Source organism: Curtobacterium citreum (assembly GCF_006715175.1).
Classification (GTDB): Bacteria; Actinomycetota; Actinomycetes; order Actinomycetales; family Microbacteriaceae; genus Curtobacterium; species Curtobacterium citreum.
Genome location: NZ_VFMQ01000001.1, coordinates 3294451 through 3317994 on the forward strand (window position 1 = coordinate 3294451; position 23544 = coordinate 3317994).

10 protein-coding genes and 6 rRNA genes are annotated in these 23544 nt (G+C 64.5%); all 16 read right to left on the reverse strand.

The features are described from left to right. Window positions 1–407: 407 nt before the first annotated feature. Window positions 408–524: ribosomal RNA gene (gene rrf / locus FB462_RS15630) — 5S ribosomal RNA — on the reverse strand. A gap of 138 nt (window positions 525–662) precedes the next feature. Continuing rightward, window positions 663–3791: ribosomal RNA gene (locus FB462_RS15635) — 23S ribosomal RNA — on the reverse strand. A gap of 461 nt (window positions 3792–4252) precedes the next feature. Further along, window positions 4253–5774, reverse strand: a 16S ribosomal RNA gene (locus tag FB462_RS15640). Window positions 5775–6437: 663 nt separating this feature from the next. Then, on the reverse strand, window positions 6438–7256 hold the full coding sequence (locus tag FB462_RS17575) for a GNAT family N-acetyltransferase (protein WP_188868886.1): 819 nt from the start codon (window positions 7254–7256) through the stop codon (window positions 6438–6440). Window positions 7257–7359: 103 nt separating this feature from the next. Then, window positions 7360–7476 (reverse strand): 5S ribosomal RNA (rrf, locus tag FB462_RS15650). Between the two features lie 138 nt (window positions 7477–7614). Beyond that, a 23S ribosomal RNA gene (locus tag FB462_RS15655) occupies window positions 7615–10743 on the reverse strand. Between the two features lie 461 nt (window positions 10744–11204). Then, window positions 11205–12726, reverse strand: a 16S ribosomal RNA gene (locus tag FB462_RS15660). The 16S, 23S and 5S rRNA genes sit together here, the layout of an rRNA operon. A 527-nt stretch (window positions 12727–13253) precedes the next feature. Continuing rightward, window positions 13254–14567, reverse strand: a complete 1314-nt coding sequence (tyrS, locus tag FB462_RS15665; protein ID WP_114849522.1) for a tyrosine--tRNA ligase — start codon at window positions 14565–14567, stop codon at window positions 13254–13256. A gap of 64 nt (window positions 14568–14631) precedes the next feature. Continuing rightward, on the reverse strand, window positions 14632–15312 hold the full coding sequence (locus FB462_RS15670) for a DNA-3-methyladenine glycosylase (RefSeq protein ID WP_114849521.1): 681 nt from the start codon (window positions 15310–15312) through the stop codon (window positions 14632–14634). Continuing rightward, entirely contained in the window at window positions 15309–16757 is a 1449-nt protein-coding gene (argH, locus tag FB462_RS15675; RefSeq protein WP_141862904.1) for an argininosuccinate lyase, read from the reverse strand. The genes FB462_RS15670 and argH overlap by 4 nt, the downstream gene beginning before the upstream one ends. A gap of 76 nt (window positions 16758–16833) precedes the next feature. Further along, window positions 16834–18009: an argininosuccinate synthase domain-containing protein gene (locus FB462_RS15680; protein WP_141862906.1), complete on the reverse strand. Its 1176-nt coding sequence runs from the start codon at window positions 18007–18009 to the stop codon at window positions 16834–16836. A 70-nt stretch (window positions 18010–18079) separates the two neighbouring features. Continuing rightward, window positions 18080–19003: an ornithine carbamoyltransferase gene (gene argF, locus FB462_RS15685; RefSeq protein WP_114849518.1), complete on the reverse strand. Its 924-nt coding sequence runs from the start codon at window positions 19001–19003 to the stop codon at window positions 18080–18082. Continuing rightward, the gene (locus FB462_RS15690) at window positions 19000–20220 is read right to left on the reverse strand and encodes an acetylornithine transaminase (RefSeq protein WP_141862908.1); all 1221 of its coding nucleotides are present in this window, start codon (window positions 20218–20220) and stop codon (window positions 19000–19002) included. The genes argF and FB462_RS15690 overlap by 4 nt, the downstream gene beginning before the upstream one ends. Next, window positions 20217–21245 carry an acetylglutamate kinase gene (argB, locus tag FB462_RS15695; protein ID WP_141862910.1) on the reverse strand — a complete coding sequence of 343 codons (1029 nt, stop codon included), beginning with the start codon at window positions 21243–21245 and terminating at the stop codon, window positions 20217–20219. Before argB ends, FB462_RS15690 begins: the two co-directional genes overlap by 4 nt. Continuing rightward, window positions 21245–22444, reverse strand: coding sequence for a bifunctional glutamate N-acetyltransferase/amino-acid acetyltransferase ArgJ (gene argJ, locus FB462_RS15700; protein ID WP_244289142.1), 1200 nt, complete (start codon window positions 22442–22444; stop codon window positions 21245–21247). Before argJ ends, argB begins: the two co-directional genes overlap by 1 nt. Beyond that, window positions 22441–23538: an N-acetyl-gamma-glutamyl-phosphate reductase gene (locus FB462_RS15705; protein ID WP_141862912.1), complete on the reverse strand. Its 1098-nt coding sequence runs from the start codon at window positions 23536–23538 to the stop codon at window positions 22441–22443. The genes argJ and FB462_RS15705 overlap by 4 nt, the downstream gene beginning before the upstream one ends. Window positions 23539–23544 lie beyond the last annotated feature (6 nt).

The window sequence follows — 23544 nt, forward strand, 5'->3', positions numbered from 1 at the left end:
GATCGCCGTCGCGAGACCCACGGTCACCCTCACGCCGCTCGAAGTCACGCGGGCCCGAAGCCCAGCGATCTCCGGAGCCACGGGGTCCGTTGTCCCGACGAGGACCACGGCCACGACCGTTGTCGGGACGGCCCGTACGATCCCCGTCGTTGCGTCGCTGCTCGTCGTCGTTCGCCACCGTTGCTCCTCGTTGCGTGCCCGGGCCCGAGGCCCTGGGAATCGTCCACTGTGTCGTTGTGTGTACAGGCGCTGCCGGTCGGGCCGCCGCACCGTCCCAGTCCATCACGAACCGGCCGGTGAGTCGAGCGACCTGCAGCAGAAACAGATGTGGCCACCGGCCTCCCGAGAACGAGGGTCTCCCCTACGAGTTCTCGATGGAGGGCCGATGGCCACATCACTTACGTTGAGTCCGGCGGCGTCCTACTCTCCCACAAGGTCCCCCTTGCAGTACCATCGGCGCTGAGAGGCTTAGCTTCCGGGTTCGGAATGTGACCGGGCGTTTCCCTCTCGCTATGACCACCGGAACACCTTCGACTTGACCCATCGGATCAAGAAAGCTGTCCCGCGCATGCGCGGTGTTCAGTTTCATGTTCCCGATCGTCTGTCGGGAACCACAAAGTGGACGCGAGCCCCACACCACGAATGGTGTGGGTAAAAAGTGTGTTGTCAAGTCTTCGGCTTATTAGTACCGGTCAGCTCCACGGGTCGTTAGTCCCCGCTTCCACATCCGGCCTATCAACCCAGTAGTCTGCTGGGAGCCTCTCACACTCAAGGTGCATGGAAATCTCATCTCGAAGACGGCTTCCCGCTTAGATGCTTTCAGCGGTTATCCGGTCCGAACGTAGCTAATCAGCGGTGCCCTTGGCAGAACAACTGACACACCAGAGGTTCGTCCATCCCGGTCCTCTCGTACTAGGGATAGATCTTCTCAAATTTCCAACGCGCGCAGCGGATAGGGACCGAACTGTCTCACGACGTTCTAAACCCAGCTCGCGTACCGCTTTAATGGGCGAACAGCCCAACCCTTGGGACCTACTCCAGCCCCAGGATGCGACGAGCCGACATCGAGGTGCCAAACCATGCCGTCGATATGGACTCTTGGGCAAGATCAGCCTGTTATCCCCGAGGTACCTTTTATCCGTTGAGCGACAGCGCTTCCACAAGCCACTGCCGGATCACTAGTCCCGACTTTCGTCCCTGCTCGACCTGTCAGTCTCACAGTCAAGCTCCCTTGTGCACTTACACTCGCCACCTGATTGCCAACCAGGTTGAGGGAACCTTTGGGCGCCTCCGTTACTCTTTGGGAGGCAACCGCCCCAGTTAAACTACCCATCAGGCACTGTCCATGAACCCGATCAGGGTCCTACGTTAGACATCCAAAGTGACCAGAGTGGTATTTCAACAATGACTCCACGAACACTAGCGTGCCCGCTTCACAGTCTCCCACCTATCCTACACAAGCCACTCCGAACACCAATACCAAACTGTAGTAAAGGTCACGGGGTCTTTCCGTCCTGCTGCGCGTAACGAGCATCTTTACTCGTAGTGCAATTTCGCCGAGTTCGCGGTTGAGACAGCTGGGAAGTCGTTACGCCATTCGTGCAGGTCGGAACTTACCCGACAAGGAATTTCGCTACCTTAGGATGGTTATAGTTACCACCGCCGTTTACTGGGGCTTAAATTCAGAGCTTCGCCCAAAGGCTAACCCTTCCTCTTAACCTTCCAGCACCGGGCAGGCGTCAGTCCGTATACATCGTCTTGCGACTTCGCACGGACCTGTGTTTTTAGTAAACAGTCGCTTCCCACTGGTCTCTGCGGCCTTCAACGCTCAACAAAGCAAGTTCGTATCACGTGTCCGGCCCCCCTTCTCCCGAAGTTACGGGGGCATTTTGCCGAGTTCCTTAACCACGATTCTCTCGATCTCCTTGGTATTCTCTACCTGACCACCTGAGTCGGTTTCGGGTACGGGCGGCTGCAACCTCGCGTCGATGCTTTTCTCGGCAGCATAGGATCACTGATTTCCCCAAACGGGTACGCGTCGGATCTCAGGCACACAGACGACGGATTTGCCTATCGTCAGCCCTACATCCTTACACCAGGTTCACCTTACGGATACCATCGCCTGGCTCAGCTACCTTCCTGCGTCACACCTGTTCATACGCTAGCCGCACCAGCATGGGGTCGAGCGTTAGACCGGACACCATCACCCCGAAGGGATCCAGTAAGCCCGGGTTAGGACTCTTAGCACCACTGGATTAGCTTGGGCGGTTGTTCGCCGGTACGGGAATATCAACCCGTTGTCCATCGACTACGCCTGTCGGCCTCGCCTTAGGTCCCGACTTACCCAGGGCGGATTAACCTGGCCCTGGAACCCTTGGTCTTTCGGAGGACGGGTTTCTCACCCGTCTTTCGCTACTCATGCCTGCATTCTCACTCGTGTGGCGTCCACGGCTGGATTACTCCGCCGCTTCACTCGCCACACGACGCTCTCCTACCACTCCGCACGACTGAACCACGAAGGCTAATCGGTGTGCGAAATCTACAACTTCGGCGGTGTGCTTGAGCCCCGTTACATTGTCGGCGCGGAATCACTTGACCAGTGAGCTATTACGCACTCTTTCAAGGGTGGCTGCTTCTAAGCCAACCTCCTGGTTGTCTGTGCAACTCCACATCCTTTCCCACTTAGCACACGCTTAGGGGCCTTAGTTGGTAGTCTGGGTTGTTTCCCTCTCGACGATGAAGCTTATCCCCCACCGTCTCACTGCTGCGCTCTCACTCACCGGCATTCGGAGTTTGGCTGACGTCAGTAACCTGTTGAGGCCCATCGGCCATCCAGTAGCTCTACCTCCGGCGAGAAACACGCAACGCTGCACCTAAATGCATTTCGGAGAGAACCAGCTATCACGAAGTTTGATTGGCCTTTCACCCCTATCCACAGCTCATCCCCTCCATTTTCAACTGAAGTGGGTTCGGTCCTCCACGACGTCTTACCGTCGCTTCAACCTGGCCATGGATAGATCACTTCGCTTCGGGTCTAGGACATGCGACTGTATCGCCCTATTCAGACTCGCTTTCGCTACGGCTGCCCCACACGGGTTAACCTCGCCACATATCACTAACTCGCAGGCTCATTCTTCAAAAGGCACGCCGTCACCCCTACAAGGAGGCTCCGACGGTTTGTAAGCAAACGGTTTCAGGTACTATTTCACTCCCCTCCCGGGGTACTTTTCACCTTTCCCTCACGGTACTTGTCCGCTATCGGTCATCTGGGAGTATTTAGGCTTATCAGGTGGTCCTGACAGATTCACACGGGATTTCTCGGGCCCCGTGCTACTTGGGATACACATCCGGCCATAACACCATTTCGTCTACGGGGCTGGCACCCACTACGGCCCGGCTTTCAAACCGGTTCGACTATGATGCGCTGTAACCGCCCCAGTCCGGCAGAACTGAGCGACGTGTCCCACAACCCCGACCATGCAACGCCCGCCGGCTATCACACATGATCGGTTTAGCCTCATCCGCTTTCGCTCGCCACTACTCACGGAATCACATGTTGTTTTCTCTTCCTGTGGGTACTGAGATGTTTCACTTCCCCACGTTCCCTCTACCCGCCCTATATATTCAGGCGGGAGTCACCAGGTCACAAAAGCGCCTGGCGGGGTTTCCCCATTCGGAAATCCTCGGCTCACAGCTCGATTATCAGCTCCCCGAGGCTTATCGCAGATTTCTACGTCCTTCTTCGGCTCCAGATGCCAAGGCATCCACCGTTTGCTCTTAGAAACTTGACCACAAAGATTAAAAATTGCAATCCACTCACAACGACAAGCCCACCCGAAGGCCGACCAACCATTGCAAGCGATTTCAAAGATGCTCGCGTCCACTGTGTAGTTCTCAACATACGATCGGCACCACACTCCACCAGACGAAACCGCCTGCCATCATGTGGCCCACCGAAGAACCCTGACGGATCACTCCGCCGGCTCAACCCCCGGCACCACCACCCACACTGGGGCAGCGACCGGGAAGCCTGGTCCCTCAGGACCCAACAACGTGCACCAGCCGACCCGCTCACCACCGACCCGTCCCAACCAGCAAGCTGGCGTACTAGGGCCGGAAGCTGCGCTCCCGACTGCACTGTCAATGTTCCACCCATGAGCTACCCGTCGGACACGTTCGGTCCGAACCAGGCGCCTGGACCCACCCCACACCTGCCTACTGCAGACACGGGGACGAGCCAGATGCTCCTTAGAAAGGAGGTGATCCAGCCGCACCTTCCGGTACGGCTACCTTGTTACGACTTAGTCCTAATCACCGATCCCACCTTCGACGGCTCCTTCCACAAGGGTTAGGCCACCGGCTTCGGGTGTTACCGACTTTCATGACTTGACGGGCGGTGTGTACAAGGCCCGGGAACGTATTCACCGCAGCGTTGCTGATCTGCGATTACTAGCGACTCCGACTTCACGAGGTCGAGTTGCAGACCTCAATCCGAACTGAGACCGGCTTTTTGGGATTCGCTCCACCTTACGGTATCGCAGCCCTTTGTACCGGCCATTGTAGCATGCGTGAAGCCCAAGACATAAGGGGCATGATGATTTGACGTCATCCCCACCTTCCTCCGAGTTGACCCCGGCAGTCTCCTATGAGTCCCCGCCATAACGCGCTGGCAACATAGAACGAGGGTTGCGCTCGTTGCGGGACTTAACCCAACATCTCACGACACGAGCTGACGACAACCATGCACCACCTGTACACCGACCACAAGGGGGCAACCATCTCTGGCCGTTTCCGGTGTATGTCAAGCCTTGGTAAGGTTCTTCGCGTTGCATCGAATTAATCCGCATGCTCCGCCGCTTGTGCGGGCCCCCGTCAATTCCTTTGAGTTTTAGCCTTGCGGCCGTACTCCCCAGGCGGGGCGCTTAATGCGTTAGCTACGACACAGAAACCGTGGAAAGGTCCCTACATCTAGCGCCCAACGTTTACGGCGTGGACTACCAGGGTATCTAATCCTGTTCGCTCCCCACGCTTTCGCTCCTCAGCGTCAGTTACGGCCCAGAGATCTGCCTTCGCCATCGGTGTTCCTCCTGATATCTGCGCATTCCACCGCTACACCAGGAATTCCAATCTCCCCTACCGCACTCTAGTCTGCCCGTACCCACTGCAAGCCCGAGGTTGAGCCTCGGGATTTCACAGCAGACGCGACAAACCGCCTACGAGCTCTTTACGCCCAATAATTCCGGACAACGCTTGCACCCTACGTATTACCGCGGCTGCTGGCACGTAGTTAGCCGGTGCTTTTTCTGCAGGTACCGTCACTTACGCTTCTTCCCTACTAAAAGAGGTTTACAACCCGAAGGCCGTCATCCCTCACGCGGCGTTGCTGCATCAGGCTTTCGCCCATTGTGCAATATTCCCCACTGCTGCCTCCCGTAGGAGTCTGGGCCGTGTCTCAGTCCCAGTGTGGCCGGTCACCCTCTCAGGCCGGCTACCCGTCGTCGCCTTGGTGAGCCATTACCTCACCAACAAGCTGATAGGCCGCGAGTCCATCCCCAACCAAAAAATCTTTCCACCACCAGACCATGCGGCCAGCAGTCATATCCAGTATTAGACGTCGTTTCCAACGCTTATCCCAGAGTCAGGGGCAGGTTACTCACGTGTTACTCACCCGTTCGCCACTAATCCACCCAGCAAGCTGGGCATCATCGTTCGACTTGCATGTGTTAAGCACGCCGCCAGCGTTCGTCCTGAGCCAGGATCAAACTCTCCGTAAAAAAATACAACCAACACCCGAAAGTGTCAGCGAGTTGAAACTGACCGTAAAGACTGTCTACTGACAATCAATTCAATCCAAAAGGAATTGTCTCCGACAACCGTGGCCCCCAAAAGAGCCACGATCGCACGGGGTCAAAATAATTGGCATTGACAATGTGCACGCTGTTGAGTTCTCAAGGACCAGACGCACCCACCAATCAGCCCGACAAACACCGGACCTCAACAGAGGGGCTGGAAGTTCGCTGCCCGGGCGAGACTCGGAACCGAACCAACCGGCCGTTCCGTTCTCCGCCTCAGCGGCAACGAGGTACAACCTTACGCGGCACATCCCGCCATCGCCAACCGTGCTCACTCCCGGGCGTGTCGTGCCCGACTTCCCTGCAGATCTCCGGGGATCGGGGTACCGGTCGTGGGTCGCGTCATCTCGACCCTCACCGCCGGTCAGGACCGCCGACGTACCACCCGGCCTCGGTACTGGTTGCCACGGACGTCCGCCGACCTCGTGCTCAGCTCCGGGACGAGCCACTCCCCGACCGGAGACCCAGGATCGCGCTCGACCTCGAGCAGGAAGCGCGACGAGCGGGAGCCGACGCCACCCGCCCCGTCCCGCCGATGAACGCGCATCGACCGCAGGATCCGGTTCCGCCGCTGCTGACGCAGCCTCATCCCGCGGTCCTCCGGACCATCTCGAGTTGCTCCCCGGAGAACGCGTCCTGCAGCGGTTGCCGGGCCCCGGACGCGTGGAACTCGTTGCGCGCGTAGAAGGATCTTGCAGGGGTGCCACCGCGGCCGGCATCGACCCACAGGCGCATCCGGTCGCCGTGCATCGATGCCCACGCCAGGACTTCACCGAGCAGTTCGTCCGCGACGCCCAGTACTGGTCCTCGGGCATCCGGTTCGACGTACACCCCCGTGAGCAGCACATCGCCCTCGACGGCGGACTGGCAGGCCATCATCCCGAGCCAGCGCCCGTCCTCAGCGACCGCCACGACGCTCGTGCTGTCCGCTGCGGTCCCACGTCGTGCGCGGAGCCGCCAGTCGTCCTCCGTCATCCCGAGCGTCGTCACGAACGTCGCACCGTACGCGATCGGGTTCTCCGACGCATTGCGGAGCCGCAGGTCACGCACCGCGGCCCAGTCGTCCTCGTACGTGACCCGCAGGCGGACGGCGTCGCCTGAGAAGCCCGCCCGCTCGAGCAAGACCGGCAGCCCCGTCTCCCGCCACCACGCCAGCGACACCATCCCGGACGACATCCCGCCGTGGGCGAACCGCTCGACGAAAACCGACGCCGGGTCCGGCGACGTCAGCGGCGCCCCGATCGCGTCAGCGGCAGCACGTCGGATCGCAGCGGCCAGAGCCCCCCGACGCGCGGGCAACGCGACGCCGGCGAAACGATCGCCGAGCTCCCGCCACAGCCACGGATCGCCACGACTCCCCCAGGCGGTGGGCTCGTCGATGAACAGGTCCCCCAAGTGCGTCATGCATCGATGATGACGTCCTGGCTGCCGGGCGACAACTTCCCCGTTAACGCAGGAAACCCCTGACCAGTCATGGTCAGGGGTTCCCTGGTGTTACCAACGTTGAGTCCGGCGGCGTCCTACTCTCCCACAAGGTCCCCCTTGCAGTACCATCGGCGCTGAGAGGCTTAGCTTCCGGGTTCGGAATGTGACCGGGCGTTTCCCTCTCGCTATGACCACCGGAACACCTTCGACTTGACCCATCGGATCAAGAAAGCTGTCCCGCGCATGCGCGGTGTTCAGTTTCATGTTCCCGATCGTCTGTCGGGAACCACAAAGTGGACGCGAGCCCCACACCACGAATGGTGTGGGTAAAAAGTGTGTTGTCAAGTCTTCGGCTTATTAGTACCGGTCAGCTCCACGGGTCGTTAGTCCCCGCTTCCACATCCGGCCTATCAACCCAGTAGTCTGCTGGGAGCCTCTCACACTCAAGGTGCATGGAAATCTCATCTCGAAGACGGCTTCCCGCTTAGATGCTTTCAGCGGTTATCCGGTCCGAACGTAGCTAATCAGCGGTGCCCTTGGCAGAACAACTGACACACCAGAGGTTCGTCCATCCCGGTCCTCTCGTACTAGGGATAGATCTTCTCAAATTTCCAACGCGCGCAGCGGATAGGGACCGAACTGTCTCACGACGTTCTAAACCCAGCTCGCGTACCGCTTTAATGGGCGAACAGCCCAACCCTTGGGACCTACTCCAGCCCCAGGATGCGACGAGCCGACATCGAGGTGCCAAACCATGCCGTCGATATGGACTCTTGGGCAAGATCAGCCTGTTATCCCCGAGGTACCTTTTATCCGTTGAGCGACAGCGCTTCCACAAGCCACTGCCGGATCACTAGTCCCGACTTTCGTCCCTGCTCGACCTGTCAGTCTCACAGTCAAGCTCCCTTGTGCACTTACACTCGCCACCTGATTGCCAACCAGGTTGAGGGAACCTTTGGGCGCCTCCGTTACTCTTTGGGAGGCAACCGCCCCAGTTAAACTACCCATCAGGCACTGTCCATGAACCCGATCAGGGTCCTACGTTAGACATCCAAAGTGACCAGAGTGGTATTTCAACAATGACTCCACGAACACTAGCGTGCCCGCTTCACAGTCTCCCACCTATCCTACACAAGCCACTCCGAACACCAATACCAAACTGTAGTAAAGGTCACGGGGTCTTTCCGTCCTGCTGCGCGTAACGAGCATCTTTACTCGTAGTGCAATTTCGCCGAGTTCGCGGTTGAGACAGCTGGGAAGTCGTTACGCCATTCGTGCAGGTCGGAACTTACCCGACAAGGAATTTCGCTACCTTAGGATGGTTATAGTTACCACCGCCGTTTACTGGGGCTTAAATTCAGAGCTTCGCCCAAAGGCTAACCCTTCCTCTTAACCTTCCAGCACCGGGCAGGCGTCAGTCCGTATACATCGTCTTGCGACTTCGCACGGACCTGTGTTTTTAGTAAACAGTCGCTTCCCACTGGTCTCTGCGGCCTTCAACGCTCAACAAAGCAAGTTCGTATCACGTGTCCGGCCCCCCTTCTCCCGAAGTTACGGGGGCATTTTGCCGAGTTCCTTAACCACGATTCTCTCGATCTCCTTGGTATTCTCTACCTGACCACCTGAGTCGGTTTCGGGTACGGGCGGCTGCAACCTCGCGTCGATGCTTTTCTCGGCAGCATAGGATCACTGATTTCCCCAAACGGGTACGCGTCGGATCTCAGGCACACAGACGACGGATTTGCCTATCGTCAGCCCTACATCCTTACACCAGGTTCACCTTACGGATACCATCGCCTGGCTCAGCTACCTTCCTGCGTCACACCTGTTCATACGCTAGCCGCACCAGCATGGGGTCGAGCGTTAGACCGGACACCATCACCCCGAAGGGATCCGGTAAGCCCGGGTTAGGACTCTTAGCACCACTGGATTAGCTTGGGCGGTTGTTCGCCGGTACGGGAATATCAACCCGTTGTCCATCGACTACGCCTGTCGGCCTCGCCTTAGGTCCCGACTTACCCAGGGCGGATTAACCTGGCCCTGGAACCCTTGGTCTTTCGGAGGACGGGTTTCTCACCCGTCTTTCGCTACTCATGCCTGCATTCTCACTCGTGTGGCGTCCACGGCTGGATTACTCCGCCGCTTCACTCGCCACACGACGCTCTCCTACCACTCCGCACGACTGAACCACGAAGGCTAATCGGTGTGCGAAATCTACAACTTCGGCGGTGTGCTTGAGCCCCGTTACATTGTCGGCGCGGAATCACTTGACCAGTGAGCTATTACGCACTCTTTCAAGGGTGGCTGCTTCTAAGCCAACCTCCTGGTTGTCTGTGCAACTCCACATCCTTTCCCACTTAGCACACGCTTAGGGGCCTTAGTTGGTAGTCTGGGTTGTTTCCCTCTCGACGATGAAGCTTATCCCCCACCGTCTCACTGCTGCGCTCTCACTCACCGGCATTCGGAGTTTGGCTGACGTCAGTAACCTGTTGAGGCCCATCGGCCATCCAGTAGCTCTACCTCCGGCGAGAAACACGCAACGCTGCACCTAAATGCATTTCGGAGAGAACCAGCTATCACGAAGTTTGATTGGCCTTTCACCCCTATCCACAGCTCATCCCCTCCATTTTCAACTGAAGTGGGTTCGGTCCTCCACGACGTCTTACCGTCGCTTCAACCTGGCCATGGATAGATCACTTCGCTTCGGGTCTAGGACATGCGACTGTATCGCCCTATTCAGACTCGCTTTCGCTACGGCTGCCCCACACGGGTTAACCTCGCCACATATCACTAACTCGCAGGCTCATTCTTCAAAAGGCACGCCGTCACCCCTACAAGGAGGCTCCGACGGTTTGTAAGCAAACGGTTTCAGGTACTATTTCACTCCCCTCCCGGGGTACTTTTCACCTTTCCCTCACGGTACTTGTCCGCTATCGGTCATCTGGGAGTATTTAGGCTTATCAGGTGGTCCTGACAGATTCACACGGGATTTCTCGGGCCCCGTGCTACTTGGGATACACATCCGGCCATAACACCATTTCGTCTACGGGGCTGGCACCCACTACGGCCCGGCTTTCAAACCGGTTCGACTATGATGCGCTGTAACCGCCCCAGTCCGGCAGAACTGAGCGACGTGTCCCACAACCCCGACCATGCAACGCCCGCCGGCTATCACACATGATCGGTTTAGCCTCATCCGCTTTCGCTCGCCACTACTCACGGAATCACATGTTGTTTTCTCTTCCTGTGGGTACTGAGATGTTTCACTTCCCCACGTTCCCTCTACCCGCCCTATATATTCAGGCGGGAGTCACCAGGTCACAAAAGCGCCTGGCGGGGTTTCCCCATTCGGAAATCCTCGGCTCACAGCTCGATTATCAGCTCCCCGAGGCTTATCGCAGATTTCTACGTCCTTCTTCGGCTCCAGATGCCAAGGCATCCACCGTTTGCTCTTAGAAACTTGACCACAAAGATTAAAAATTGCAATCCACTCACAACGACAAGCCCACCCGAAGGCCGACCAACCATTGCAAGCGATTTCAAAGATGCTCGCGTCCACTGTGTAGTTCTCAACATACGATCGGCACCACACTCCACCAGACGAAACCGCCTGCCATCATGTGGCCCACCGAAGAACCCTGACGGATCACTCCGCCGGCTCAACCCCCGGCACCACCACCCACACTGGGGCAGCGACCGGGAAGCCTGGTCCCTCAGGACCCAACAACGTGCACCAGCCGACCCGCTCACCACCGACCCGTCCCAACCAGCAAGCTGGCGTACTAGGGCCGGAAGCTGCGCTCCCGACTGCACTGTCAATGTTCCACCCATGAGCTACCCGTCGGACACGTTCGGTCCGAACCAGGCGCCTGGACCCACCCCACACCTGCCTACTGCAGACACGGGGACGAGCCAGATGCTCCTTAGAAAGGAGGTGATCCAGCCGCACCTTCCGGTACGGCTACCTTGTTACGACTTAGTCCTAATCACCGATCCCACCTTCGACGGCTCCTTCCACAAGGGTTAGGCCACCGGCTTCGGGTGTTACCGACTTTCATGACTTGACGGGCGGTGTGTACAAGGCCCGGGAACGTATTCACCGCAGCGTTGCTGATCTGCGATTACTAGCGACTCCGACTTCATGAGGTCGAGTTGCAGACCTCAATCCGAACTGAGACCGGCTTTTTGGGATTCGCTCCACCTTACGGTATCGCAGCCCTTTGTACCGGCCATTGTAGCATGCGTGAAGCCCAAGACATAAGGGGCATGATGATTTGACGTCATCCCCACCTTCCTCCGAGTTGACCCCGGCAGTCTCCTATGAGTCCCCGCCATAACGCGCTGGCAACATAGAACGAGGGTTGCGCTCGTTGCGGGACTTAACCCAACATCTCACGACACGAGCTGACGACAACCATGCACCACCTGTACACCGACCACAAGGGGGCAACCATCTCTGGCCGTTTCCGGTGTATGTCAAGCCTTGGTAAGGTTCTTCGCGTTGCATCGAATTAATCCGCATGCTCCGCCGCTTGTGCGGGCCCCCGTCAATTCCTTTGAGTTTTAGCCTTGCGGCCGTACTCCCCAGGCGGGGCGCTTAATGCGTTAGCTACGACACAGAAACCGTGGAAAGGTCCCTACATCTAGCGCCCAACGTTTACGGCGTGGACTACCAGGGTATCTAATCCTGTTCGCTCCCCACGCTTTCGCTCCTCAGCGTCAGTTACGGCCCAGAGATCTGCCTTCGCCATCGGTGTTCCTCCTGATATCTGCGCATTCCACCGCTACACCAGGAATTCCAATCTCCCCTACCGCACTCTAGTCTGCCCGTACCCACTGCAAGCCCGAGGTTGAGCCTCGGGATTTCACAGCAGACGCGACAAACCGCCTACGAGCTCTTTACGCCCAATAATTCCGGACAACGCTTGCACCCTACGTATTACCGCGGCTGCTGGCACGTAGTTAGCCGGTGCTTTTTCTGCAGGTACCGTCACTTACGCTTCTTCCCTACTAAAAGAGGTTTACAACCCGAAGGCCGTCATCCCTCACGCGGCGTTGCTGCATCAGGCTTTCGCCCATTGTGCAATATTCCCCACTGCTGCCTCCCGTAGGAGTCTGGGCCGTGTCTCAGTCCCAGTGTGGCCGGTCACCCTCTCAGGCCGGCTACCCGTCGTCGCCTTGGTGAGCCATTACCTCACCAACAAGCTGATAGGCCGCGAGTCCATCCCCAACCAAAAAATCTTTCCACCACCAGACCATGCGGCCGGCAGTCATATCCAGTATTAGACGTCGTTTCCAACGCTTATCCCAGAGTCAGGGGCAGGTTACTCACGTGTTACTCACCCGTTCGCCACTAATCCACCCAGCAAGCTGGGCATCATCGTTCGACTTGCATGTGTTAAGCACGCCGCCAGCGTTCGTCCTGAGCCAGGATCAAACTCTCCGTAAAAAAATACAACCAACACCCGAAAGTGTCAGCGAGTTGAAACTGACCGTAAAGACTGTCTACTGACAATCAATTCAATCCAAAAGGAATTGTCTCCGACAACCGTGGCCCCCAAAAGAGCCACGATCGCACGGGGTCAAAATAATTGGCATTGACAATGTGCACGCTGTTGAGTTCTCAAGGACCAGACGCACCCACCAATCAGCCCGACAAACACCGGACCTCAACAGAGGGGCTTTCGATCTTGGTTGTCACCGGCAACGCGTCGGACCGAGGTCCTGTGGCTCATCCCGTGGGAGAGGGCCGGTGGAGTGTTCATCCTAAGCGTCGAAGCGACCGAGCACAAGACACGGATCGAACTTCGGTGGAGGATGGCCCCCGCTTGAGGCCGGCAGGCTCTGGGCTCTCGCTCCAGCCGCTCCGCCGCACCTTTGGGGTGACGAGTAAGAACTCTACGCAGGGATCCCGACGAGCGCCAACCGTGTCCGCTCCCGGGCGTGTCGCGTTCTGCAACACGCTCCGGGATCCGATCAGGACAGGGTCACGCCGGCGAGCGTCTTCTTCCCCCGGCGCAGGACGACCACGCCACCGGGGAGCGCGAGCCCGGACAGCGGTGCGGTCGCGTCCTCGGCGCGTGCGTTGTTCACGTACACACCGCCCTGGTCGATCGCGCGTCGCGCCTCGCCCAGGGACTTGACGAGTCCGGTCTCGACGAGGGCGCGTGCCACGTCGGCGTCACCCTCGAGTGCCACCGAACCGGGCAGCTCGGCCACCGCGGCCCCCAGGGTCTCCGCGTCCAGTGCCGCGAGGTCGCCGTTGCCGAACAGCGCGGCCGAGGCGTCGATCGCGGCCTGGGTGGCGTCGTGCCCGTGCACGGTCGCGGTGACGTCGTACGCCAGCGTCCGCTGGGCCTCGCGTCGGAAGGGCTCGTCGGCGACGGCGCGCTCGAGCCGCTCGATCTCCTCGCGGGACAGGAACGTGAACTCCCGCAGCCGGTCGATCACGTCCGCGTCCGCGGTGTTGAGCCAGAACTGGTAGAAGGCGTACGGCGACGTCATCTCCGGGTCGAGCCAGATCGCGTTGCCCTCGCTCTTGCCGAACTTCGTGCCGTCGGAGTTCGTGATGAGCGGCGTCCCGATGGCGTGCACCGAGGCACCCTCGGACCGCCGGATCAGTTCCGTGCCCGACGTCAGGTTGCCCCACTGGTCGGAGCCGCCCGTCTGGAGCGTGCACCCGTACTGCCGGTACAGCTCGCGGTAGTCGAGTCCCTGCAGGATCTGGTAGCTGAACTCCGTGTAGCTGATGCCCGCATCGGAGTTCAGGCGCGCGGCGACGGCGTCCTTCTTGAGCATGCTGTTGACGCGGAAGTACTTGCCGACCTCGCGCAGGAAGTCGATCGCCGTCAGCGGCGACGTCCAGTCGAGGTTGTTCACGAGCCGGACGCCGTTGTCGCCGTCCGCGCTGAGGAACCGCGACACCTGGGCCTGCAGCCGCGACACCCAGTCCGCGACGGTCTCGCGGGTGTTCAGCGTGCGCTCTGCCGTCGGGCGCGGGTCACCGATGAGTCCGGTCGACCCGCCGACGAGCGCGAGGGGCCGGTGCCCGGCGAGCTGCAGCCGCCGCATGGTCAGCAGCTGCAGCAGGTTGCCGCAGTGCAGCGACGGGGCGGTCGGGTCGAAGCCGCAGTAGTAGGTGACCGGCTCGCCGTCGAGGGCCTCCTTGAGTGCCGTCTCGTCGGTGGAGACGTGCACCAGACCACGCCAGCGCAGTTCGTCCCACACCGAGGCGAAGGTGGGGTCGTTCCGCTGACGTGTCAGGACATCGTGATCGGTTGCGCTGGACACACGACGATCGTAGCGGCGCGCGGGCGCGCACCGGGATCCGGACTGGAGGCACGGGGCGGCTCCGTCAGTCGAGGGCACCCTTGTGTCGTCGGTACGCGGACACCGTGGGGTCGCCCGCCAGCCAGAAGCGCCAGGGGAAGGCGGCGCCGCCGGCGACGCCGCCGACGCCCGTCCGCGGCCCGCGCGCGATGCGCGGCCCGGCCGCGCCGGATCCTGCGGACAGGAGCGCGTCGACGACCGCAGCGGGCCCGTCGGCGGTGATCCGCGCCTCCAGGCCGGGTGCCAGGGCGAGCACGTAGGGGCCGGAGCCGTCGAGCAGTGACGTGCCGTCGTCCGTCCCGAGGACCGCGCCGAGCGCGGTGCCGAGGTTGCCGGGGCCACGGGCCAACGCCGTGTCCGCCGGGCGGTCACCGCGGCGGCCACGCGCTACCGGGACGCCGTCCACGACCTCGGCGGCCCGCAGGAGCGACCCCGAGGAGGTGCCCTCGGGGCCGCTCACGACGTTGACGCACGTGTGGATGCCGTACGAGCGGTAGGCGTAGAGGGTCCCCGGGGCGCCGAACAGGTGCCGGTTGCGCTCGGTCATGCCGCGGTGCCCGTGCGAGCCCGGGTCGGAAGGACCCCAGTACGCCTCGACCTCGGTGATGCGGAGGGCGACGCCCTTGCCCGTGATCGTCGCGCCGAGGAGCGCCGGCGCCGAGGTCGGCGCCGGCAGCTCGAGCAGGGCGTGGAGCGGCGAGGTCATCGCGCGAACGGCGCCCCCGCGGCGAGGTCGTGGACGCGCCGGGTCAGCGACGCGAGCTGCTCGGCGACCCGGTCGGGCGCGGTGCCGCCGACGCCGGACCGCGACGCGACGCTGCCCTCGATCGTCAGGACGCCGCGGACCTCGGGCGTGAGGTGCGGGGACACCGCGCGGTACTCGTCGTCGGTCGGCTCGTCGAGCTCGATGCCGCGTTCCTCGCAGTGCCGCACGAGGGCGCCGGAGACCTCGTGCGCGTCACGGAACGGCACCCCCTGGCGGACGAGCCACTCGGCGACGTCGGTCGCGAGCGAGAAGCCCTGCGGCGCGAGGGCGGCCATGCGGTCGGTGTCGAAGGTGAGCGTCGCGATCATGCCGGTGAACGCCGGGAGCAGGACCTCGAGCTGCGCGACCGAGTCGAACACGGGCTCCTTGTCCTCCTGCAGGTCACGGTTGTACGCGAGCGGCAGGCCCTTCAGCGTCGCGAGCAGCCCGGTGAGGTTGCCGACGAGGCGCCCGGACTTGCCGCGTGCGAGCTCGGCGATGTCCGGGTTCTTCTTCTGCGGCATGATGCTCGACCCGGTCGAGAACGCGTCGTGCAGCCGGACGAAGCCGAACTCCTTCGTGTTCCAGAGGATGACCTCCTCGGCCAGGCGGGAGACGTCGATGCCGACCTGCGCGAGCACGAACGCGAACTCGGCGACGACGTCGCGAGCGGCCGTGGCGTCGATCGAGTTGTCCGCCGGGCGGGCGAAGCCGAGCTCGTGCGCGATGGCCGTCGGGTCGAGCCCGAGCGAGCTGCCGGCGAGGGCCCCGGCGCCGTACGGGCTGACGCTCGCGCGGTCGGCCCAGTCGCGGAGGCGTTCGAGGTCGCGGACGAGCGGCCACGCGTGCGCGAGCAGGTGGTGCGCGAGGAGCACGGGCTGCGCGTGCTGCAGGTGGGTCCGGCCGGGCATGATCGCGCCGGGGTGCTCGTTGGCCTGCTGGCTGAGCGCGTCGACCAGGTCGATCACGAGGTGCCCGATCCGGCGCGCGTGGTCGAGCATGTGCATGCGCCCCAGCGTCGCGATCTGGTCGTTCCGGCTGCGGCCGGCGCGGAGCTTGCCGCCGAGCTCCGGGCCGAGGTCGGCGATGAGCAGGCGTTCGAGGGCGCCGTGCACGTCCTCGTCGCCGTCCGCGGGCTGCAGCGAGCCGTCGGCGTGGGCGGTCTCGAGGCGGTCCAGTCCCGCGAGCATCCGCTCGAGTTCGTCCGCGGTCAGGTACCCAGCGGTGTGCAGGGCACGGGCGTGAGCCCGGGACCCGGCGATGTCGTACGGGGCGAGCTGCCAGTCGAACTGCGTCGATCGGGACAGCGCGGCGAGCTCGGCGCTCGGCCCGTCGGCGAAGCGGGCACCCCAGAGGGCGCCCGTGTTGGTGGCGTCGGTCTTGGTCGGCTGGTTCGCGTCGCTCATGTCGTCCTGCGTCGTTCGGTGGTGCGGGGTCTGGAGTGGTCGTGTCGTGCTCTGGCCGGGCGCTGGTCGGGGGGGGTCAGTTGGCCCGGTTGCGTCGGGCGGCGGTCCTGCCCGGGCGGGCCCAGGCGTCGGCGAGGCTCGTCGCACCCGGGGCCGCGGCGAGCTCGAAGTCGTAGAGGCTCTGCTCCGAGCGGCGTCCGGTGACCACCGCTCCGCCGCCGTGCAGCCGGAGCCGGACCTCGCCGGAGACGTGCTGCTGGGTCTGCTCCAGGAACGCGTCGAGGCCCCGGCGGAGCCCCGAGTTCCATGCGCCGTCGACGACGAGCCGTGCCCACTCGGCTTCGACACCGCGGGAGAACACGGCGACGTCCCGCTCGAGCGTGAGCCGTTCGAGGTCCCGGTGCGCGACCGTCAGGGCCGTCGCGGCCGGGGTCTCGGCGACGTGCCGGGCCTTGCGGCCGTCACGCAGGTCCACGACCACGTCGTGCCGGCCGATCCCGTGCCGTCCCGCGAGGGCGTCGAGTTCCTGCAGGAGCCGGACGATCCCGAAGCGCTGACCGTCCAGGGCGACGGGGACGCCGTGCTCGAACGTCACGGTGACCTCGTCGGGGTCCGGGACGGTGACGGGGTCCTGCGTGCGCAGCCACCCGGTGTCGGTCGGCGCGGTCCAGGGGTCGTCCGCGGGGTCGGTCGCCGTGCCGGTCGGCGGTCCCGCCGCCGGGCCGGTCGTGCCGGTCGCCGGGACGAGTCGGCCCCACAGGTCCTGCTCCGCCCCCGTCGGGACCGCGTCCGGCGGCACCGGCACGACCTCGAGGTCCGGGTCCACGCCGCCGACCAGGGCGGCGAGGGCCGGCTCGTCCGGGGCGGCCGTCGCGTGTGCGACCAGCCCGGCGCCGAGCTGCCGGGCGGTCGTCACCAGGTGGGCGGCGACGAGGGGCCGTCGGAGCGCGGGGACGAGCGAGCGCCCCGTGTCGAGGGCGTTCGCGCGCAGGGCGGGAACCACGTACCGCTCGGCGTACTCCGTCTTCGCGTCGACGACGATCGCGTCGACGGCTCCGGCCGCTCGGGCGCGGTCCCGCACCTGATCGACGTCGCGGCTCCGCCCGCCGACGTCGACGACGAGCGCGATGACCTCGCGGTCGGACGGGCCGAGCGCAGTGTGGTCGTCCGCGGGGCCGCTGTGGGCGAGCCGGGCGACGGCCTCGGCGGGATCGACGCCGGCTGAGGCCGCCACGACGATGCGGTCGGTCACGGGGCTCCTTCCGGACGGGCGGGACGGGGTCTGCGGGGCTGGCTCCGCGGGGCTGGTGCCGCGGGGCGGATCAGGCGGCGGCGAGCAGCCAGGCGAGCAGGGCCTTCTGGGCGTGCAGCCGGTTCTCCGCCTCGTCCCAGATGATGCTGCGCGGACCGTCGATGACCTCTGCGGTCACCTCGTACCCACGGTCCGCCGGCAGGCAGTGCATGAAGACGGCGTCGTCCGCGGCGTGCGCGAGCAGTTCGTCGTCCACGCGGTAGCCCGCGAAGGTCTCGAGGCGCGACTGCTTCTCGTCCTCCTTGCCCATCGAGACCCATGTGTCGGTCACGACGACGTCCGCATCGGCGACCGCGGCGACCGGGTCCGTCACGACGAGGACCGACCCGCCCGTCTCGGCGGCTCGGCGCTCGGCGTCGCTGACGACCACGGCTTCCGGGCTGAAGGCCGCGGGGGCGGCGACGCGGACGTGCATGCCGGCGGTGGCACCCGCGAGCAGGTACGACTGCGCCATGTTGCTCGCGCCGTCGCCGACGAAGGCGACCGTCTGTCCGGCCAGGGCACCGCGGTGCTCGCGGATGGTGAGCAGGTCGGCGAGGAGCTGGCACGGGTGGAAGTCGTCGGACAGCGCGTTGACGACGGGCACGCGGGTACCCTCGGCCATCTCCTCGAGCCCGGACTGGGCGTAGGTGCGCCACACGATCGCCGACACCATGCGCTCGAGCACGCGAGCCGTGTCCGACGGGGTCTCCTTGCCGCCGAGCTGGCTGTTCGCCGTGGTGATCACGAGCGGGCTGCCGCCGAGGTCGGAGATCCCGACGTGGAAGGACACCCGGGTGCGGGTGGACGACTTGTCGAAGATCACCGCGACCGACTGCGGGCCGGCGAGCGGCTTCTCGCCCCAGCGGTCGGCCTTCATGCGCGCGGCGAGGTCGAGGATCGCGGACTGCTCGGCCTGGGTGAGGTCGTCGTCCCGGAGGAAGTGGCGGGTCATGCTGAGGTCTCCTGGACGGCGACGGCCGCGAGGCTCTGGCCGAGGATCGACACGAACTCGTCGATCTCGGCGTCGGACACGATGAGCGGCGGCGCGATGCGCAGGCTCGACTCGTTCGGGGCGTTGATGATGAGACCGCGCTCGAGCGCGGCGGCGTTGACGGCGGCGGCGACCGGGGCGGCCAGCCCGACGCCGATGAGCAGACCCGTCCCGCGGACCTCGTCCACCAGCGGCGAACCGAGGCTCGCGATGCCGGCGCGGATGCGCTCGCCCTTCGTGACGGCACCGGCGACCAGGTCGGCCCGCTCGATCTCCGCGAGGACCGCGTTCGCGACCCGCGTGCCGAGCGGGTTCCCGCCGAAGGTCGACCCGTGCTGCCCGGCGGAGAAGAGCTCCGAGGCCCAGCCGAAGGTGACGAGGGCGCCGATCGGGAAGCCCCCGGCGATGCCCTTGGCGATCGTGACCGCGTCCGGCGTGAACCCGTGGCCCTGGAAGGTGAACCAGTTGCCGGTCCGGCCGACCCCGGTCTGGATCTCGTCGAGGATGAACAGCACGCCGTGCTCCTCGGTCAGGCGACGGGCCGCGAGCAGGAAGCCCTCGGGCAGGTCCACCACCCCGGCTTCGCCCTTGATCGGCTCGACGATGAGGGCCGCCACGGTGTCGTCGATCGCGGCCTCGAGTGCCTGGACCGTGGAGTCGATGTGGTCCACGCCGGCCACCATCGGCAGGAAGTCCTGCTGCAGCGCGGGCTTGCCGGTCAGCGCGAGGGCGCCCATGGTGCGGCCGTGGAAGCCCTGCTTGAGCGCGAGGATGCGGGTCTTGCGACCGTCGGCGCCCTTGTTCAGGCGCGCGAGCTTGAAGGCGGCCTCGTTCGCCTCGGCCCCGGAGTTGCCGAAGTACACGCGTCCGGCGTCCCCGGCGCCGGTGATGCGCTTCAGCCGCTCGGCGAGCTCGAGCTGCGGCGGGGTCGCGAAGTAGTTGGAGACGTGCACGAGCTTGGCGGCCTGGTCGGCGACCGCCTCGACGAGCGCCGGGTGCGCGTGGCCGAGGGAGTTCACCGCGATGCCGGCGAGGAAGTCCAGGTACTCGTTGCCGTCGACGTCCCAGACACGGCAGCCCTTCCCACGCTCGAGCATGATCTTCGGGGCGGGCAGGGATCGCATGAGCGACGCCCCGAACCGGTCGTTCCAGGTCTGGGTCTGCGTCTCGGTGCTCACTGCTCGTTCCCCTTCTGCGTGGTGTCGGCGTCGGCTGCGTGCCGGCCCGGGTCCGCTGCGGACTCGGGGACCCGTCGGCCGACCTCGGCGTGGGTGTTCTGGTTCTCGGTGCGACGGCTCGGGTCCGGGATGACCTCGGTCCCCGCGCCGCGGAGGGTGAAGACCTCGAGCAGGATCGAGTGCGGGATGCGACCGTCGATGATCGTCGCACCGCCGACACCGCCGACCACGGCGTCCAGGCACGCGGTCATCTTCGGGATCATGCCGGACTCGAGGCTCGGCAGGAGCTCCCGGAGTTCCTCGACCGCGATGAGGTCGATGATCGAGTCCCGGTCCGGCCAGTTGCGGTAGAGGCCGGGCACGTCGGTCAGCATGAGCAGCTTCGCGGCGCCGAGGGCGATCGCGAGTGCGCCGGCCGCGGCGTCGGCGTTCACGTTGAGGGCCTGGTCCGGGTGGGCGTCGTCGATCGCGATGCTCGACACGACCGGGATGCGGCCGGCTTCGATCGCGGCCAGGACGCCGGACGGGTCGACGTGCGTGATGTCGCCGACGTGGCCGAGGTCGAAGTGCTCGCCGTCCACGACGACGCCCTTCTTCTCGCCGGTGAACAGCGAACCGCCGTCACCGGACACCCCGACCGCCAGGCCGTCGCCGTGCTCGTTCATCAGGTCGACGATCTCGCGGTTCACCTCGCCGGCCAGGACCTCGCGGACGACCGTGATCGCCTCGGTGGTCGTGACCCGGTAGCCGCCCCGGAACTCGGACTCGATGCCCTGCTCCTTGAGTGCGGCGGAGATCTGCGGGCCGCCGCCGTGCACCACGACCGGGTGCAGGCCGGCGTACCGGAGGTAGACCATGTCCTCCGCGAACGCGCGCTTCAGGTCGTCGTTCACCATGGCGTTGCCGCCGAACTTCACGACGACCGTCTTGCCGGAGAACCGCTTCAGCCACGGCAGGGACTCGATGAGCGTCGCGGCCTTGACGGCGGCGAGCTCGTGCTCTTCTTCCTTGGTGAGGTCGCTCATCAGCTGGAGTACGCGCTGTTCTCGTGGACGTAGTCGTGCGTCAGGTCGTTCGTCAGGATCGTCGCGGCGTGCGGACCGACCCCGAGCTCGATGAGCACGTGCGTCTCGCGCGGGCTGAGGTCGACCTCGTCGACGGGTCGGTCGGGCGCGCCCGCGTGGCACACCCGGACGCCGTTCATGCTCACGTCGACGGCGTACGGGTCGAACTCGGCGTCGGTCGTGCCGATCGCGGCGAGCACCCGCCCCCAGTTGGGGTCGTTGCCGAACACCGCGGCCTTGAACAGGTTGTTCCGGGCGACGCTCCGGCCGACCTCGACCGCGTCGTCCTCGGACACCGCGCCGGTCACCGCGATCGTGATGTCGTGGCTCGCACCCTCGGCGTCCTGCTGGAGCTGTCGGGCGAGGTCCGCGCAGACGGCCGTCAGTGCCTCCTGGAAGTCACCGACCTCCGGGGTGACTCCGCTCGCGCCGGACGACAGCAGCACGACGGTGTCGTTCGTCGACATGCAGCCGTCGGAGTCCACGCGGTCGAAGGTGACGCGGGTCGCGGCGCGCAGGGCGTCGTCGAGCTGGGCCGGGGTCTGCACGGCGTCCGTGGTGATCACCACGAGCATCGTCGCGAGCCCCGGCGCGAGCATCCCCGCACCCTTTGCCATGCCGCCGACGGTCCAGCCGTCCTCGGTCACGACCGACTGCTTCGCGCGGGTGTCGGTCGTCATGATCGCCGCGGCGGCGTCCGGCCCGCCGTCCGCGGACAGCGCGGCAGCTGCGAGGTCGACCCCGCGGAGCACACCGTCGCGGAAGGTCTGGTCGCCGCGGCCGATGAGGCCGGTCGAGCAGACGACGACGTCGCCCGCACCGACGCCGAGGGCGTCGCCGACGGCCTCGGCCGTCAGGTGGGTGGTCTGGAAGCCGAACGGCCCGGTGAAGCAGTTCGCACCGCCGGAGTTCAGCACGACGGCGCGGGCGGTCCCGTCGCCGACGACCTGGCGCGACCAGATCACGGGGTGCGCCTGCGCACGGTTCGTGGTGAACACCGCGGCCACCGCGGCGTCCGGTCCGTCGTTGACGACGAGCGCGACGTCGGGCTTGCCGCTCTCCTTGAGACCGGCGGTCACGCCCGCGGCGCGGAACCCCGCTGCCGCGGTCACGCCCTGGAGGCTCGTGCCTGCGTCGTCCGTCTCGGTCACGTCGGTCACGGTGCGACTCCGTCCACGCTGAGGCCCAGGGTCTCGGGGAAGCCGAGGGCGATGTTCGCGGACTGGACCGCGGCACCGGCGGTCCCCTTCGCGAGGTTGTCGAGGGCCGAGACCGCGACGACGCGGCCGGCGGCCTCGTCGACGGCGAGTCCGACCAGGCAGGTGTTCGCGCCGACGGTGTCGGCCGTCCGCGGGAACTCGCCCTGCGGCAGGAGGTGCACGAACGGCTCGTCCGCGTACGCCTGCTCCCAGGCCAGCCGGACGTCCCGGGCGCTCACGCCGGGCGCGAGCCGGGCCGTCGTCGTCGCGAGGATCCCCCGCGACATCGGGACGAGCACGGGGGTGAACGAGATCGTCACGTCGCCAGCCCCTGCGGCCAACAGGTTCTGCTGGATCTCCGGGATGTGCCGGTGGGTCCCACCGACGGCGTACGCGCTCGCGGAGCCCATGATCTCGGAGGCCAGGTACGTGGTCGCGAGCTTCTTGCCCGCTCCGCTCGGCCCGACGCTGAGCACGGCGACGATGTCGTCCGACTCGACGAGCCCGGCCTGGACGCCCGGCTGGATGCCCAGGGTGACGGCTGTCACGTTGCACCCGGGGACCGCGATGCGCTTCGTCGCGGCGAGCTCGGTGCGCTGGCGCCCGGTGCCGGCGATGTCGTCGACGTCGCGCCACTCCTCCGCCGAACCCGGCGTCGGCGCCGCGTGCAGCAGCTCCGGCAGCCCGTACGTCCACGCGCCGTGGTAGTCGCCGCCGTAGAACGCGTCCCACGCCGCGGGGTCGGTCAGCCGGTGGTCCGCACCGCAGTCCACCACGAGGGTGTCCTCGTCCAGCTCCGCCGTGATCGCCCCGGACTGCCCGTGCGGCAGCGCGAGGAAGACCACGTCGTGCCCGCGCAGGTGCTCCGCGGTCGTCTCGACGAGCGTCAGGTGGGCCAGCGATCGCAGGTGCGGCTGGGTCGCGATGAGCGGCTGACCGGCGTTGGAGTACGCGGTCACCGTCCTGACGTCGAACTCCGGATGGGCGGCGAGCACGCGCAGGAGCTCACCACCCGCGTAGCCGGAGGCTCCCGCCACGGCGACGGATACGGACATGGGTTC

Coding starts and splice junctions, on each gene's coding strand:
- FB462_RS15670 (WP_114849521.1), bottom strand. CDS start 15,312: ATGACCTCGCCGCTCCACGCCCTGCTCGAGCTGCCGGCGCCGACCTCG.
- argF (WP_114849518.1), bottom strand. CDS start 19,003: ATGACCCGCCACTTCCTCCGGGACGACGACCTCACCCAGGCCGAGCAG.
- argB (WP_141862910.1), bottom strand. CDS start 21,245: ATGAGCGACCTCACCAAGGAAGAAGAGCACGAGCTCGCCGCCGTCAAG.
- FB462_RS15705 (WP_141862912.1), bottom strand. CDS start 23,538: ATGTCCGTATCCGTCGCCGTGGCGGGAGCCTCCGGCTACGCGGGTGGT.
- argH (WP_141862904.1), bottom strand. CDS start 16,757: ATGAGCGACGCGAACCAGCCGACCAAGACCGACGCCACCAACACGGGC.
- FB462_RS17575 (WP_188868886.1), bottom strand. CDS start 7,256: ATGACGCACTTGGGGGACCTGTTCATCGACGAGCCCACCGCCTGGGGG.